At 55.8% G+C, this 14836-nt stretch carries 26 protein-coding genes; all 26 read left to right on the top strand.

What is annotated here, in order from left to right:
• Positions 1–71 precede the first annotated feature (71 nt).
• A complete protein-coding gene (gene rpsG, locus IFT98_RS12060) occupies positions 72–542 on the top strand; it encodes a 30S ribosomal protein S7 (RefSeq protein WP_010490886.1) in 471 nt (156 codons plus the stop codon).
• A gap of 30 nt (positions 543–572) precedes the next feature.
• Complete coding sequence (gene fusA, locus IFT98_RS12055) at positions 573–2678, top strand: elongation factor G (RefSeq protein WP_122475656.1); 2106 nt, start codon at positions 573–575, stop codon at positions 2676–2678.
• 30 nt (positions 2679–2708) lie between these two features.
• On the top strand, positions 2709–3902 hold the full coding sequence (gene tuf, locus IFT98_RS12050; RefSeq protein WP_192048844.1) for an elongation factor Tu: 1194 nt from the start codon (positions 2709–2711) through the stop codon (positions 3900–3902).
• A gap of 141 nt (positions 3903–4043) precedes the next feature.
• The gene (gene rpsJ / locus IFT98_RS12045) at positions 4044–4355 is read left to right on the top strand and encodes a 30S ribosomal protein S10 (protein WP_003186070.1); all 312 of its coding nucleotides are present in this window, start codon (positions 4044–4046) and stop codon (positions 4353–4355) included.
• Between the two features lie 81 nt (positions 4356–4436).
• The gene (rplC, locus tag IFT98_RS12040) at positions 4437–5072 is read left to right on the top strand and encodes a 50S ribosomal protein L3 (protein ID WP_043192521.1); all 636 of its coding nucleotides are present in this window, start codon (positions 4437–4439) and stop codon (positions 5070–5072) included.
• A gap of 12 nt (positions 5073–5084) precedes the next feature.
• Entirely contained in the window at positions 5085–5687 is a 603-nt protein-coding gene (rplD, locus tag IFT98_RS12035; protein ID WP_043192522.1) for a 50S ribosomal protein L4, read from the top strand.
• Complete coding sequence (gene rplW, locus IFT98_RS12030; RefSeq protein WP_002555488.1) at positions 5684–5983, top strand: 50S ribosomal protein L23; 300 nt, start codon at positions 5684–5686, stop codon at positions 5981–5983. Before rplD ends, rplW begins: the two co-directional genes overlap by 4 nt.
• A 14-nt stretch (positions 5984–5997) precedes the next feature.
• Positions 5998–6822, top strand: a complete 825-nt coding sequence (gene rplB, locus IFT98_RS12025) for a 50S ribosomal protein L2 (RefSeq protein ID WP_122475653.1) — start codon at positions 5998–6000, stop codon at positions 6820–6822.
• A 16-nt stretch (positions 6823–6838) separates the two neighbouring features.
• Entirely contained in the window at positions 6839–7114 is a 276-nt protein-coding gene (gene rpsS / locus IFT98_RS12020) for a 30S ribosomal protein S19 (RefSeq protein ID WP_002555486.1), read from the top strand.
• Positions 7115–7125: 11 nt separating this feature from the next.
• Positions 7126–7458: a 50S ribosomal protein L22 gene (rplV, locus tag IFT98_RS12015; protein WP_003103908.1), complete on the top strand. Its 333-nt coding sequence runs from the start codon at positions 7126–7128 to the stop codon at positions 7456–7458.
• Positions 7459–7471: 13 nt separating this feature from the next.
• Positions 7472–8158, top strand: a complete 687-nt coding sequence (rpsC, locus tag IFT98_RS12010) for a 30S ribosomal protein S3 (protein ID WP_003176422.1) — start codon at positions 7472–7474, stop codon at positions 8156–8158.
• Positions 8159–8170: 12 nt separating this feature from the next.
• Positions 8171–8584, top strand: coding sequence for a 50S ribosomal protein L16 (gene rplP / locus IFT98_RS12005; protein WP_122475651.1), 414 nt, complete (start codon positions 8171–8173; stop codon positions 8582–8584).
• Positions 8584–8775, top strand: a complete 192-nt coding sequence (gene rpmC, locus IFT98_RS12000) for a 50S ribosomal protein L29 (RefSeq protein WP_002555481.1) — start codon at positions 8584–8586, stop codon at positions 8773–8775. The genes rplP and rpmC overlap by 1 nt, the downstream gene beginning before the upstream one ends.
• Positions 8776–8777: 2 nt before the next feature.
• Entirely contained in the window at positions 8778–9044 is a 267-nt protein-coding gene (rpsQ, locus tag IFT98_RS11995) for a 30S ribosomal protein S17 (protein ID WP_043192528.1), read from the top strand.
• 23 nt (positions 9045–9067) lie between these two features.
• Positions 9068–9436, top strand: a complete 369-nt coding sequence (gene rplN, locus IFT98_RS11990; protein ID WP_003243907.1) for a 50S ribosomal protein L14 — start codon at positions 9068–9070, stop codon at positions 9434–9436.
• A gap of 11 nt (positions 9437–9447) precedes the next feature.
• Complete coding sequence (gene rplX / locus IFT98_RS11985) at positions 9448–9762, top strand: 50S ribosomal protein L24 (protein ID WP_008374158.1); 315 nt, start codon at positions 9448–9450, stop codon at positions 9760–9762.
• 20 nt (positions 9763–9782) lie between these two features.
• Positions 9783–10322, top strand: coding sequence for a 50S ribosomal protein L5 (gene rplE, locus IFT98_RS11980; protein WP_122475649.1), 540 nt, complete (start codon positions 9783–9785; stop codon positions 10320–10322).
• A gap of 13 nt (positions 10323–10335) precedes the next feature.
• The gene (gene rpsN / locus IFT98_RS11975) at positions 10336–10641 is read left to right on the top strand and encodes a 30S ribosomal protein S14 (protein WP_043192533.1); all 306 of its coding nucleotides are present in this window, start codon (positions 10336–10338) and stop codon (positions 10639–10641) included.
• 212 nt (positions 10642–10853) lie between these two features.
• A complete protein-coding gene (rpsH, locus tag IFT98_RS11970; protein WP_122475645.1) occupies positions 10854–11246 on the top strand; it encodes a 30S ribosomal protein S8 in 393 nt (130 codons plus the stop codon).
• Positions 11247–11258: 12 nt separating this feature from the next.
• Entirely contained in the window at positions 11259–11792 is a 534-nt protein-coding gene (rplF, locus tag IFT98_RS11965; protein WP_122475643.1) for a 50S ribosomal protein L6, read from the top strand.
• 10 nt (positions 11793–11802) lie between these two features.
• A complete protein-coding gene (gene rplR / locus IFT98_RS11960; protein WP_043192536.1) occupies positions 11803–12153 on the top strand; it encodes a 50S ribosomal protein L18 in 351 nt (116 codons plus the stop codon).
• A gap of 3 nt (positions 12154–12156) precedes the next feature.
• Positions 12157–12657 (top strand): 30S ribosomal protein S5, encoded by a 501-nt coding sequence (gene rpsE, locus IFT98_RS11955; protein ID WP_043192537.1) that lies wholly within the window; start codon positions 12157–12159, stop codon positions 12655–12657.
• 2 nt (positions 12658–12659) lie between these two features.
• Complete coding sequence (rpmD, locus tag IFT98_RS11950) at positions 12660–12836, top strand: 50S ribosomal protein L30 (RefSeq protein WP_003176408.1); 177 nt, start codon at positions 12660–12662, stop codon at positions 12834–12836.
• A gap of 3 nt (positions 12837–12839) precedes the next feature.
• Complete coding sequence (rplO, locus tag IFT98_RS11945) at positions 12840–13274, top strand: 50S ribosomal protein L15 (RefSeq protein WP_122475641.1); 435 nt, start codon at positions 12840–12842, stop codon at positions 13272–13274.
• The gene (gene secY / locus IFT98_RS11940) at positions 13275–14606 is read left to right on the top strand and encodes a preprotein translocase subunit SecY (protein WP_043192540.1); all 1332 of its coding nucleotides are present in this window, start codon (positions 13275–13277) and stop codon (positions 14604–14606) included.
• A gap of 28 nt (positions 14607–14634) precedes the next feature.
• The gene (gene rpmJ, locus IFT98_RS11935; protein ID WP_002555468.1) at positions 14635–14751 is read left to right on the top strand and encodes a 50S ribosomal protein L36; all 117 of its coding nucleotides are present in this window, start codon (positions 14635–14637) and stop codon (positions 14749–14751) included.
• The last annotated feature ends 85 nt before the right edge of the window (positions 14752–14836 follow it).

Here is a 14836-nt window from a genome sequence, read left to right as displayed (position 1 = left end):
TTTTTCTGAGTCGATAAGAGTAAGGTCGGGCCTGTCCCGAGCTAACCTGAAGACCGTTTGAGGGCTTATCCATGCCAAGAAGACGCGTAGCAGCCAAGCGCGAAGTGCTTGACGATCCAAAATACGGCAGCCAGATCCTGGCCAAGTTCATGAACCACGTGATGGAAAGCGGCAAGAAAGCCGTTGCCGAGCGTATCGTTTATGGCGCGCTGGACAAGGTTAAAGAACGCAAGAACAGCGACCCCCTGGAAATCTTCGAGAAAGCTCTCGACGCCATCGCTCCGCTGGTCGAAGTGAAGTCGCGCCGTGTAGGCGGTGCTACTTACCAGGTTCCGGTCGAAGTTCGTCCGTCCCGTCGTAACGCCCTGGCAATGCGCTGGCTGGTAGACTTCGCGCGCAAGCGCGGTGAAAAGTCGATGGCTCTGCGCTTGGCCGGCGAACTGCTGGACGCTGCCGAAGGCAAAGGTGCTGCAGTTAAGAAGCGTGAAGACGTTCACCGTATGGCTGAAGCCAACAAAGCGTTCTCGCACTACCGCTTCTAAATTCAGCATCACTAATTTTGCGAGGGCTTTATGGCTCGTACTACACCGATTAACCGCTACCGTAACATTGGTATCGTTGCTCACGTGGACGCTGGTAAAACCACGACCACCGAGCGCGTCCTTTTTTACACCGGCAAAAGCCACAAGATGGGCGAGGTGCATGATGGCGCCGCGACCACAGACTGGATGGTTCAGGAGCAGGAGCGTGGTATTACCATCACTTCTGCTGCTATCACCGCCTTCTGGAAGGGCTCCGAGAAGCAGTACAAGGACGAGCATCGCTTCAACGTAATCGATACCCCGGGCCACGTAGACTTCACCATTGAAGTTGAACGTTCCCTGCGCGTACTCGACGGCGCTGTCGTTGTGTTCTGTGGTACCTCGGGTGTAGAGCCGCAGTCGGAAACCGTATGGCGTCAAGCCAACAAGTACGGTGTTCCTCGTCTTGTTTACGTAAACAAGATGGACCGTGCTGGCGCGAACTTCCTGCGTGTGATCGGTCAGATCAAGCAGCGTTTGGGTCACACTCCGGTACCTATCCAGCTGGCTATCGGTTCCGAAGACAATTTCCAGGGTCAGATCGATCTGTTGGCCATGGAAGCTGTCTACTGGAACGATGCTGACAAAGGCATGGTTCCTGTTCGCAAGCCCATCCCTGCCGAGTTGCAGGAGCTGGCTGACGAATGGCGCAACAACATGGTCGAAGCTGCGGCTGAAGCCAACGAAGAACTGATGAACAAGTACCTCGAAGGTGAAGAACTCACCAACGACGAAATCAAGGCTGCTCTGCGTCAGCGTACCATCGCTGGCGAGATCGTCTTGGCTGTTTGCGGTTCCTCGTTCAAGAACAAGGGCGTTCCCCTGGTTCTCGATGCTGTGATCGACTACCTGCCGGCCCCGGTCGATATTCCTGCCATCAAGGGTACTGACCCTGATGACGAGACCATCGAGCTGGAGCGTCATGCAGACGACGCAGAACCGTTTTCCGCTCTGGCATTCAAAATTGCCACTGACCCATTCGTGGGTACCTTGACCTTCGTCCGTGTCTACTCGGGCGTGTTGAACTCCGGCGACGGCGTGATCAACTCGGTCAAAGGCAAGAAAGAGCGCGTGGGTCGTATGGTGCAGATGCACGCCAACGCCCGCGAAGAGATCAAGGAAGTGCGCGCTGGCGACATCGCGGCCTTGATCGGCATGAAGGACGTCACCACTGGTGAAACCTTGTGCAACGGTGACAAGCCGATCATCCTCGTTCGGATGGACTTCCCGGAGCCGGTTATTTCGGTTGCCGTAGAGCCCAAGACCAAGGATGACCAGGAAAAAATGGGTATTGCTCTGGGCAAGCTTGCTCAGGAAGATCCATCTTTCCGTGTTAAAACCGATGAAGAGACTGGTCAGACGATCATCTCCGGCATGGGCGAGCTGCACCTGGACATCCTGGTTGACCGGATGCGCCGTGAGTTCAACGTCGAAGCCAACATCGGTAAGCCTCAGGTTTCCTATCGTGAGCGCATCACGAAGAACTGTGAAATCGAAGGCAAGTTCGTTCGTCAGTCCGGCGGTCGTGGTCAGTTTGGTCACTGCTGGATCCGTTTTGCTCCTGCTGACGAAGGTCAGGAAGGTCTGCAATTCGTGAACGAAGTCGTCGGTGGTGTGGTTCCCAAGGAATACATCCCGGCGATTCAGAAGGGTATCGAAGAGCAGATGAAGAACGGTGTTGTTGCCGGCTATCCGCTGATCGGCCTGAAAGCGACCGTTTTCGACGGTTCCTACCACGACGTCGACTCCAACGAGATGGCGTTCAAGGTCGCTGCCTCCATGGCAACCAAGCAACTGGCCCAGAAGGGCGGTGGTGAGTTGCTTGAGCCGATCATGGCGGTAGAAGTTGTTACACCTGAAGACTACATGGGTGATGTCATGGGCGACCTTAACCGTCGTCGCGGCATGATCTTGGGTATGGAAGATACGGTTTCCGGCAAAGTGATTCGCGCCGAGGTTCCGTTGGGTGAGATGTTCGGTTATGCGACCGACGTTCGCTCCATGTCCCAGGGTCGCGCAAGCTACTCTATGGAATTCAAAAAATACAACACAGCTCCGGCGCACATCGCTGAAACTGTATCCAAAAAACAAGGCTGATTCAGTCCTTTAGGCAAGGAGTTAATTGTCGTGGCTAAAGAAAAATTTGATCGTTCCCTACCGCACGTCAACGTTGGCACCATTGGTCACGTTGACCACGGTAAAACCACTCTGACTGCTGCTCTGACTCGCGTTTGCTCCGAAGTTTTCGGTTCCGCAATCGTCGACTTCGACAAGATCGACAGCGCTCCAGAAGAAAAAGCTCGTGGTATCACCATCAACACCGCGCACGTTGAATACAACTCGCTGATCCGTCACTACGCTCACGTTGACTGCCCAGGTCACGCTGACTATGTGAAGAACATGATCACCGGTGCTGCGCAGATGGACGGCGCGATTCTGGTTTGCTCGGCCGCTGATGGTCCGATGCCACAAACCCGTGAGCACATCCTGCTGTCCCGCCAGGTTGGCGTTCCGTACATCGTGGTTTACCTGAACAAGGCCGACCTGGTAGACGACGCTGAGCTGCTGGAACTGGTAGAGATGGAAGTTCGTGACCTGCTGTCGACCTACGACTTCCCAGGCGACGACACTCCGATCATCATCGGTTCGGCTCGTATGGCGCTGGAAGGCAAAGACGACAACGAAATGGGCACCAGCTCGGTTCGTAAACTGGTTGAGACTCTGGACAGCTACATCCCAGATCCAGTTCGTGTCATCGACAAGCCATTCCTGATGCCAATCGAAGACGTGTTCTCGATCTCCGGTCGCGGTACTGTTGTTACCGGTCGTATCGAGCGCGGTATCGTCAAGGTTCAGGATGCGCTGGAAATCGTAGGTCTGCGTGACACCACCGTCACCACCTGCACCGGCGTTGAAATGTTCCGCAAGCTGCTGGACGAAGGTCGTGCTGGCGAGAACTGTGGCGTGCTGCTGCGCGGCACCAAGCGTGACGACGTCGAGCGTGGCCAGGTTCTGGTCAAGCCGGGTTCGGTCAAGCCGCACACCAAGTTCGAAGCTGAAGTCTACGTACTGAGCAAGGAAGAAGGCGGTCGTCACACTCCGTTCTTCAAAGGCTACCGTCCACAGTTCTACTTCCGGACCACTGACGTGACCGGTAACTGCGAACTGCCGGAAGGCGTTGAAATGGTAATGCCAGGCGACAACATCAAAATGGTTGTCACCCTGATCAAGACCATCGCAATGGAAGACGGTCTGCGTTTCGCTATCCGTGAAGGCGGTCGTACCGTCGGCGCTGGCGTCGTAGCCAAAATCATCGAGTAATCGTTGATCGTTTGAAAGGGCCCCCGCTAAGCGGGGGCTTTTTTATTGGGTTGACACTCGATGGGCGCGTCTATAGAATTGCGCCTCCTTTTAACGGGTGCATTGCGCCCGGTGGGAACAGCAGCCGGAGTCTGAAATCCAATGCAAAATCAGCAAATCCGTATCAGGTTGAAGGCTTTTGACCATCGCCTGATCGACCAATCCACCCAGGAAATCGTGGAAACCGCGAAACGTACTGGTGCTCAGGTGCGTGGTCCAATTCCACTTCCTACCCGTAAAGAGCGGTTCACCGTTCTGGTTTCCCCGCACGTCAACAAAGACGCGCGCGACCAGTACGAGATCCGCACTCATAAGCGTGTTCTGGACATCGTCCAGCCGACGGACAAAACCGTTGACGCGCTGATGAAGCTTGATCTTGCGGCAGGTGTGGAAGTGCAGATCAGCCTCGGCTAAGACTTGGGTCTTAGTCGTGTAACGCTCTGAAATGGGCGGCCATAGCGGGTGAAAGCCCCGTACACTCATGAGGTTTACAACATGACTATTGGTGTAGTCGGTCGTAAATGCGGTATGACCCGTATTTTCACCGAAGAAGGTGTCTCCATTCCGGTCACGGTCATTGAGATCGAACCGAATCGCGTCACCCAGTTTAAAACTGAAGAAACTGATGGCTATCGTGCAGTGCAAGTCACTGTCGGCGAGCGTCGTGCTTCGCGTGTGACTGCTGCTCAAGCAGGTCACTTCGCCAAGGCGAACGTTGCTGCCGGTCGTGGCGTCTGGGAATTCCGTCTTGCAGAAGGCGAGTACCAGGCTGGCGACTTGATCAATGCTGAACTCTTCGCAGCGGGCCAACTGGTAGATGTTACCGGTCAGTCCAAAGGTAAAGGCTTTGCCGGTACCATCAAGCGTTGGAACTTCCGCGGTCAAGACAACACCCACGGTAACTCCGTTTCCCACCGCGTCCCTGGCTCCATCGGCCAGTGCCAGACTCCTGGCCGTGTATTCAAGGGCAAAAAAATGTCCGGTCATATGGGCGCTGAGCGCGTGACCGTGCAGTCCCTGGAAGTTGTGCGCGTCGACGCTGAACGCAATCTGCTGCTCGTCAAGGGTGCTGTTCCTGGCGCAACCGGCGGCAACCTGGTTGTGCGTCCGGCAGCCAAGGCTCGCGGTTAAGGGGAAGCGAAAATGCAATTAAATGTAAATGACGCTCAGGCGATCGAAGTTTCCGAACTGACTTTCGGCGGCGAGTTCAACGAGACGCTGGTGCACCAGGCAGTCGTGGCCTACATGGCTGGCGGTCGTCAGGGCAGCAAGCAGCAAAAGACCCGTTCCGACGTTCGTGGTGGCGGTAAGCGCCCTTGGCGTCAGAAGGGTACCGGCCGTGCTCGTGCCGGTACTATCCGTAGCCCAATCTGGCGTGGCGGTGGTACCACTTTCGCAGCTCGTCCTCAGGATCACACCCAGAAGCTGAACAAGAAGATGTATCGCGCAGCACTGCGCTCCATCCTTGCTGAGCTGGTGCGTACCGACCGTCTGGTCGTGGTTCAGGACTTCGCTGTCGAAGCACCGAAAACCAAAGACCTGCTGGGCAAGCTGAATGGCATGGGCCTCACCGACGTTCTGATCGTATCGGACTCCGTCGACGAGAATCTGTACCTGGCTGCTCGCAACCTGCCGCACGTCGATGTACGTGACGTCCAAGGTTCCGACCCAGTTAGTCTGATCGCATACGACAAGGTGTTGATCACCGTGTCGGCCGTGAAGAAATTCGAGGAGCTGCTGGGATGAACCAGGAACGCGTATTTAAAGTTCTGCTTGGCCCGCACGTTTCCGAGAAGGCTACGGTTCTGGCAGACAAGAAAGGTCAGTTCGTTTTCAAGGTTGCTACCGACGCAACCAAGCTGGAAATCAAGAAGGCCGTCGAAAGCCTGTTCAGCGTGAAAGTAGAGCGTGTTACTACCCTGAACGTACTGGGTAAAAGCAAGCGCACTGCTCGCGGTCTGGGCAAGCGTAATGACTGGAAGAAGGCAGTTATCTCCCTTCAGCCAGGCCAAGATCTCGATTTCAGCAGCAGTGCTGAGTAAGGAAGGGGTGCATCATGGCAATCGTTAAATGCAAACCGACTTCCCCTGGCCGCCGTTTCGTGGTCAAGGTGGTCAACCAGGAGCTGCATAAAGGCGCTCCTCACGCACCGCTGCTCGAGAAAAAATCGAAGACTGGTGGTCGTAACAACAATGGCCGCATTACCACCCGTCACATCGGTGGTGGTCACAAGCAGCATTACCGCATGATCGACTTCCGTCGCAACGACAAGGATGGCATCACTGCCACCGTCGAGCGCATTGAATACGATCCTAACCGTACTGCTCACATTGCTCTGGTTCTGTACGCAGACGGCGAGCGTCGCTACATCCTCGCACCGAAAGGCGTGAGCGCTGGCGACCAGCTGATTGCAGGTGCTCTGGCACCGATCAAGCCAGGCAACTCGCTGCAGCTGCGCAACATCCCGGTCGGTAGCACCATCCACGGCATCGAATTGAAGCCTGGCAAAGGTGCGCAGATCGCTCGCTCCGCTGGTGCTTCGGCTCAGCTGATCGCTCGTGAAGGTGTCTATGTGACCCTGCGCCTGCGTTCGGGCGAAATGCGCAAAGTGCTGTCCGAGTGCCGCGCAACGCTGGGCGAAGTCTCGAACTCCGAGCACAGCCTGCGTTCGCTGGGTAAAGCCGGTGCCAAACGCTGGCGTGGCGTTCGCCCAACCGTTCGTGGTGTTGCCATGAACCCGGTTGACCACCCACATGGTGGTGGTGAAGGTCGTACCTCCGGTGGTCGTCATCCGGTATCGCCATGGGGCTTCCCGACTAAGGGCGCGAAGACTCGTGGTAATAAGCGTACCGACAAAATGATCGTCCGTCGTCGCAAGTAAATAGAGGGATACGACAGTGCCACGTTCTCTGAAAAAAGGTCCTTTTATTGATCTTCACCTACTGAAGAAGATCGAAGTGGCGGCGGAAAAGAACGATCGCAAACCAGTTAAGACCTGGTCGCGTCGTTCGATGATCCTGCCACAAATGGTCGGTCTGACCATCGCAGTACACAACGGTCGCCAACACGTCCCCGTTCTCGTGAACGAAGACATGGTCGGCCACAAACTGGGCGAGTTCGCCGGTACCCGCACATATCGTGGGCACGTGGCTGACAAGAAAGCCAAGCGTTAAGGGGTAAGGAAATGGAAGTAGCCGCTAAGTTGTCGGGCGCTCGAATCTCCGCCCAGAAAGCCCGCTTGGTCGCCGACCAGATCCGCGGGAAGAAGGTGGGCGAAGCGCTCAACCTGCTGGCTTTTAGCAGTAAAAAAGCCGCGGAAATCATGAAGAAAGTGCTGGAGTCGGCCGTAGCCAACGCCGAGCACAACGAAGGCGCAGACGTTGATGACCTGAAGGTCAGCACCGTTTTCGTCAACGAAGGGCGTTCGCTGAAGCGCATCATGCCTCGTGCCAAAGGCCGGGCTGATCGCATCGTCAAGCGGTCTTGCCATATCACTGTCAAGGTTGCTGACAAGTAACGGAGTCGATCAGATGGGTCAGAAAGTACATCCCATTGGCATTCGCCTGGGAATCGTCAAGGAGCACACCTCCGTCTGGTACGCAGACGGTCGGACTTATGCGGACTACTTGTTCGCAGATCTGAAGGTGCGTGAGTATCTCCAAGACAAACTAAAAAGCGCGTCCGTAAGCCGTATCGATATCCATCGTCCGGCCCAAACTGCACGTATCACCATCCACACCGCTCGTCCTGGTATCGTTATCGGGAAGAAAGGTGAAGATGTTGAGAAACTGCGCCAGGACCTGACCAAGCAAATGGGTGTGCCTGTGCACATCAATATCGAAGAGATCCGCAAGCCGGAGCTCGACGGTATGCTGGTTGCGCAGAGCGTAGCTCAGCAGCTGGAGCGTCGTGTGATGTTCCGTCGCGCCATGAAGCGCGCCGTACAGAACGCCATGCGCATTGGTGCCAAAGGCATCAAGATCCAAGTGAGCGGTCGTCTCGGCGGTGCTGAAATCGCACGTACTGAATGGTATCGCGAAGGTCGTGTGCCCTTGCACACCCTGCGTGCCGACATCGACTATGCCAACTACGAAGCTCACACCACTTACGGTGTGATCGGTGTGAAGGTTTGGATTTTCAAAGGCGAAGTAATTGGTGGTCGCCAAGAAGAACTGAAACCACAAGCACCTGCGCCTCGTAAAAAAGCTGCTAAGTAAGGGGTACGCCAAATGTTGCAACCTAAGCGTACGAAGTTCCGCAAGCAGATGACTGGCCACAACCGTGGTCTGGCTCAGCGCGGTAGCAAAGTCAGCTTCGGCGAGTATGCGCTGAAGTCTGTAGCTCGTGGTCGTCTCACCGCTCGTCAGATCGAGTCAGCGCGTCGTGCACTGACCCGTCACGTAAAACGTGGCGGCAAGATCTGGATCCGTGTATTTCCGGACAAGCCTATCTCCAAAAAGCCCCTCGAAGTTCGTATGGGTAAAGGTAAGGGTAACGTGGAATATTGGGTTGCCCAGATTCAGCCAGGCAAAGTCCTGTATGAAATCGAGGGTGTTTCCGAAGAGCTGGCGCGTGAGGCTTTCGCCTTGGCGGCTGCAAAGCTGCCTCTCGCCACCTCCTTTGTTAAGCGGACGGTGATGTGATGAAAGCGAATGAACTTCGTGAAAAATCAGCACAGCAACTGAACGAGCAACTGCTCGGCTTGCTGCGCGACCAGTTCAATCTGCGCATGCAGAAAGCAACTGGCCAGTTGGGGCAGTCTCACCTGCTCTCGCAAGTGAAGCGCGACATCGCTCGCGTGAAAACTGTGCTCAACCAGCAGGCAGGTAAGTGATCATGGCTGAAGCCGAAAAAACCGTCCGTACGCTGACTGGCCGTGTGGTCAGCGACAAGATGGACAAAACCATCACCGTATTGATCGAGCGTCGCGTAAAGCACCCGATCTACGGTAAATACGTTAAGCGTTCGACTAAGCTGCACGCTCACGACGAAACCAACCAGTGCAAGATCGGCGACAAGGTCACTATTCGTGAAACCCGTCCGCTGGCCAAGACCAAGTCCTGGGCACTGGTTGACGTTCTCGAACGCGCTGTTGAAGTCTAAGGGCTAGGGGTCGGAGAAATTCTATGATTCAGACTCAATCCATGCTCGATGTGGCCGATAACAGCGGCGCTCGTCGCGTCATGTGCATCAAGGTACTGGGCGGCTCGCACCGCCGGTACGCTGGCATCGGCGACATCATCAAGGTGACCGTGAAGGAAGCAATTCCTCGTGGCAAGGTGAAGAAGGGTCAAGTGATGACTGCTGTTGTAGTCCGCACTCGTCACGGCGTTCGTCGTGCTGACGGCTCCATCATCCGCTTCGATGGCAACGCTGCTGTTCTGTTGAACAACAAGCAAGAGCCAATCGGCACCCGTATCTTTGGGCCAGTGACCCGTGAGCTTCGTTCCGAGAAGTTCATGAAGATCGTCTCGCTCGCCCCAGAAGTGCTGTAAGGAGATCCGACATGCAAAAGATTCGTCGTGACGACGAGATCATCGTGATCGCCGGCAAAGACAAAGGCAAGCGCGGTAAGGTGCTCAAGGTTCTCGCTGACGACCGTCTGGTCGTTGGTGGGATCAACCTGGTGAAGCGTCATACCAAGCCTAACCCGATGTCGGGCGTACAAGGCGGTATCGTCGAGAAAGAAGCGCCTCTGCACGCTTCCAACGTCGCCATCTTCAACGGCGAAACCAACAAGGCTGACCGCGTTGGTTTCAAAGTAGAAGAAGGCAAAAAAATTCGTGTCTTCAAGTCGACCCAAAAAGCGGTTGATGCTTGAACACTGCTAGGTAGAAGACCATGGCACGACTGAAAGAGATTTACCGGAAGGAAATCGCTCCCAAGCTTAAGGAAGAACTCAAGCTTGCGAACGTGATGGAAGTTCCGCGCGTTACCAAGATCACCCTGAACATGGGTCTGGGCGAAGCGATCGGCGACAAGAAAGTCATCGAGCACGCTGTAGCCGACATCGAGAAGATCTGCGGCCAGAAAGCCGTTGTGACCTTCGCGCGCAAATCCATCGCGGGCTTCAAAGTCCGTGAAGGATGGCCGATCGGTGTCAAGGTGACCTTGCGTCGCGACAAGATGTACGAATTCCTGGACCGCCTGCTGGCGATCTCCCTGCCTCGGGTACGCGACTTCCGCGGCCTGAATGCCAAGTCCTTCGACGGTCGTGGCAACTACAGCATGGGCGTGAAAGAGCAGATCATTTTCCCGGAAATCGATTACGACAAGATCGATGCTCTGCGCGGTCTGGACATTACCCTGACCACCACTGCTCGTTCGGATGAAGAAGGTCGCGCCTTGCTGCGTGCCTTCAACTTCCCGTTCCGCAACTGATTGGAGTAGGAAAATGGCCAAGAAGAGCATGAAAAACCGTGAGTTGAAGCGTCAGCTGACGGTCGCTAAATACGCCAAGAAGCGTGCTGAGCTCAAAGCAATCATCGTGAATCTGAACGCAAGTGACGAAGAGCGCTGGAATGCTTCCGTAGCCCTGCAGAAGCAGCCACGTGATGCGAGCGCCGCTCGCATGCGTAACCGCTGCCGCCTGACTGGCCGTCCACATGGCGTGTACCGCAAGTTCGGCCTCGGCCGTAACATGCTGCGCCAGGCCGCCATGCGCGGTGACGTACCAGGTCTGGTCAAGGCCAGCTGGTAAGTCGGACTGACGAGATGCCTGCGCTCGATTGAGCAATCAACCGACCGCCGGTGTCACGGCGACTGAATCAAGCCCCTCATGGGGCTTGATTCATTTCTGCCGTACGTCTAGAATTGCCGGCTCGCCTGAGCCCGGGTTTTTGGACCGGATCAAACGCTCGGCGACGTTGTAGCCGCAAGGCTAATTATTTTTGTATCAGGAGCGTCTAGCCCATGAGTATGCAGGACCCGTTAGCGGACATGCTAACTCGAATCCGTAATGCCCAGATGGCTGAAAAGCCCGTCGTAAGCATGCCATCTTCCACGTTGAAGGTAGCTGTGGCCAAAGTTCTGAAGGACGAAGGTTACATCGCGGGTTTTCAGGTAAGCAGCGAAGCAAAACCGTCGCTTTCCATCGAGCTGAAATACTTCGAAGGCCGTCCGGTCATCGAGGAAGTCAAACGCGTAAGTCGTCCAGGCCTGCGTCAGTACAAATCCGTTGATGACCTGCCGAAAGTTCGTGGCGGTCTCGGCGTATCCATCGTCTCCACCAACAAAGGTGTGATGACGGATCGTGCTGCGCGCGCTGCCGGTGTCGGCGGCGAAGTACTTTGCACAGTGTTCTAAGGGGGGATAAGCATGTCTCGCGTCGCTAAGAACCCCGTTAAGCTGCCAGCTGGTGTCGAAGTAAAATTCGCCGGCCAACAGCTTTCGGTGAAGGGTGCCAAGGGCACTCTGGAACTGAACGTTCACTCGTCGGTTGAAGTCGTTGAAGAGGCTGGCGAACTGCGTTTCGCTGCCAAGAACGGCGATCAGCAGACCCGTGCAATGGCCGGTACCACTCGCGCTTTGGTCAACAACATGGTCCAGGGCGTAAGCCAAGGCTTCGAGCGCAAGCTCCAGCTGGTCGGTGTTGGCTACAAGGCACAAGCAAAAGGCACAGTGCTGAACCTGTCGCTGGGCTTCTCTCATCCGGTGGATTACGAGTTGCCGCAAGGCATCACCGCTGAGACTCCTAGCCAGACCGATATCCTGATCAAGGGCATCGACAAGCAGCTGGTGGGTCAAGTGGCCGCTGAAATCCGCGATTTCCGTCCGCCAGAGCCTTACAAAGGCAAAGGTGTACGTTACGCAGACGAAGTCGTCCGCCGTAAAGAAGCCAAGAAGAAGTAGGGCATAGCAAATGACCGACAAAAAAGTTACTCGACTGCGTCGCGCTCGCAAAGCACGCCTGAAAATGCACGAACTCGAAGTCGTGCGTCTCTGCGTGTTCCGCTCTTCGCAGCACATCTATGCCCAGGTCATCTCGGCCGACGGCAGCAAGGTCTTGGCAAGCGCCTCGACTTTGGACAAAGAATTGCGTGATGGTGCCACTGGCAACATTGACGCGGCCACTAAGGTTGGCCAGCTGGTCGCTTCGCGTGCTAAGGCCGCTGGCGTCTCGCAGGTGGCTTTCGACCGCTCTGGCTTCAAGTACCACGGTCGCGTAAAAGCGCTGGCCGATGGCGCTCGTGAAGCTGGGCTGGAGTTCTAAGTTATGTCAAATAACGACCAAAAGCGCGACGAAGGCTACATCGAGAAGCTGGTTCAAGTTAACCGCGTTGCCAAGACCGTCAAAGGCGGTCGTATCTTCACCTTCACCGCGTTGACCGTGGTAGGTGATGGCAAGGGCCGTGTTGGCTTCGGCCGTGGCAAGTCTCGTGAAGTGCCTGCTGCAATCCAGAAAGCTATGGAAGCAGCTCGTCGCAACATGATTCAAGTGGACCTGAACGGGACCACCTTGCAGTACGCCATGAAGTCCGCACACGGCGCTTCGAAGGTGTACATGCAGCCTGCTTCGGAAGGTACCGGTATCATCGCTGGCGGCGCAATGCGTGCCGTTCTCGAAGTCGCTGGTGTCCAGAACGTTCTGGCCAAATGCTACGGCTCGACCAACCCCGTCAACGTGGTTCACGCTACGTTCAAGGGTCTGAAAGCCATGCAGTCCCCGTCGTCCATCGCCGCCAAGCGCGGTCTGAACGTTGAGGAGATCATCTGATCATGGCTACTGTAAAAGTTACGCTGATCAAAAGCATGACCGGCCGTATCCCTAACCACAAATTGTGCGTTAAGGGTCTGGGTCTGCGTCGCATCGGTCACACTGTAGAAGTCCAGGATACTCCCGAGAATCGCGGGATGATCAACAAGGCCTACTACATGCTTCGCGTAGAGGGTTAATCGATGAAACTCAATGATCTGAGTCCAGCTCCCGGTTCGCGTCGCGAAAAGCATCGCCCGGGTCGTGGTATCGGTAGTGGTTTGGGCAAGACCGGTGGCCGCGGCCACAAAGGTCAGACCTCCCGCTCCGGTGGCACCATCGCTCCAGGCTTTGAAGGCGGCCAACAGCCGCTGCACCGTCGCCTGCCGAAGTTCGGTTTCGTTTCCCTGAAAGCCATGGACCGCGCAGAAGTGCGTCTGTCCGAGCTGGCCCGAGTGGAAGGCGACATCGTCTCCGTGCAGTCCCTGAAGGATGCCAACGTGATCAACCAGAACGTACAGCGTGTGAAAATCATGCTGTCGGGCGAAGTGACTCGCGCTGTGACCATCAAGGGTATCGCCGCCACCAAAGGTGCGCGTGCGGCTATCGAAGCAGCTGGCGGCAAGTTCGAGGAATAAATGGCTAAGCAAGGTGCTCTCTCAGCGCTAGGCAAGGGCGGTATGTCTGAACTCTGGGCTCGTCTGCGTTTTCTGTTCCTGGCGATCATCGTCTACAGAATTGGCGCACACATCCCGGTTCCAGGTATCAACCCTGACCGACTCGCAGACCTGTTTCGACAGAATGAGGGGACCATTCTTAGCTTGTTCAACATGTTTTCCGGCGGCGCGCTGGAACGGATGAGCATCTTTGCACTGGGGATCATGCCGTACATTTCGGCCTCGATCATCATGCAGCTGATGACCGCCGTGAGCCCGCAACTGGAGCAGTTGAAGAAGGAAGGGGAAGCTGGCCGTCGCAAGATCAGCCAGTACACCCGCTATGGCACCGTCATCCTGGCTTTGGTGCAGGCGATCGGCATGTCGATCGGCCTGGCCAACCAGGGTGTGGCGTTCACTGCAAGCTTCAGCTTCTACTTCGTGGCGGTCTCCACTTTCGTGGCGGGCGCGATGTTCATGATGTGGCTGGGCGAGCAGATCACTGAGCGTGGTGTGGGTAACGGTATCTCGATGTTGATCTTCGCAGGTATCGTTGCTGGTCTTCCGAGAGCGATCGGGCAGTCTTTCGAGTCTGCGCGTCAGGGCGATATCAACATCTTTGCGCTGGTTGCGATCGGTCTGCTGGCGGTAGCGATTATCGGTTTCGTGGTGTTCATCGAGCGTGGTCAGCGGCGAATAGCCGTTCACTATGCCAAGCGTCAGCAGGGCCGCAAGGTCTTCGCTGCGCAGACGAGCCACTTGCCGCTGAAAGTGAACATGGCCGGTGTGATTCCTGCCATTTTCGCGAGCAGCATCTTGCTGTTCCCGGCTTCGCTGGGCTCCTGGTTCGGTCAGTCCGAAGGTATGGGCTGGCTGCAGGACGTCTCGCAGTCGATCGCTCCTGGTCAGCCGTTGAACATTCTGCTGTTTAGTGCAGGGATCATTTTCTTCTGCTTCTTCTATACGGCGTTGATGTTCAATCCGAAAGACGTGGCGGAAAACCTGAAGAAGTCCGGTGCCTTTATTCCGGGTATTCGTCCAGGCGAGCAGTCGGCACGCTACATTGATGGCGTTCTGACTCGTTTGACCATGTTCGGTGCCCTGTACATGATGTGCGTCTGCTTGCTTCCACAGTTCCTGGTGGTGGCTGCAAACGTTCCGTTCTACCTTGGCGGGACCTCGTTGCTGATTGTGGTAGTGGTTGTGATGGACTTTATGTCCCAAGTACAATCGCACCTCGTTTCGCACCAGTACGAATCCCTGATGAAGAAAGCCAACCTGAAAGGCTACGGTGGCAGCGGTCTGCTGCGCTGACAGTCCCTTAAGGTTCGAGGAGTTGGCAATGAAAGTTCGTGCATCGGTGAAAAAGCTGTGCCGTAACTGCAAAATCATTCGTCGCGAAGGCGTCGTTCGAGTCATTTGCAGCGCAGAGCCGCGTCACAAACAGCGCCAAGGCTGACTGTGATGTGCTACAAGCCCGGCAGCTAGTGCGCTGCCGGGTTGATTATTTGTTATTACAGCGATATTATCTCGCGCCCTATTTC

The organism is Pseudomonas sp. CFBP 8770 (assembly GCF_014841705.1).
Taxonomy (GTDB): Bacteria; Pseudomonadota; Gammaproteobacteria; order Pseudomonadales; family Pseudomonadaceae; genus Aquipseudomonas.
This window is presented reverse-complemented; position numbering and strand designations above follow the sequence as displayed.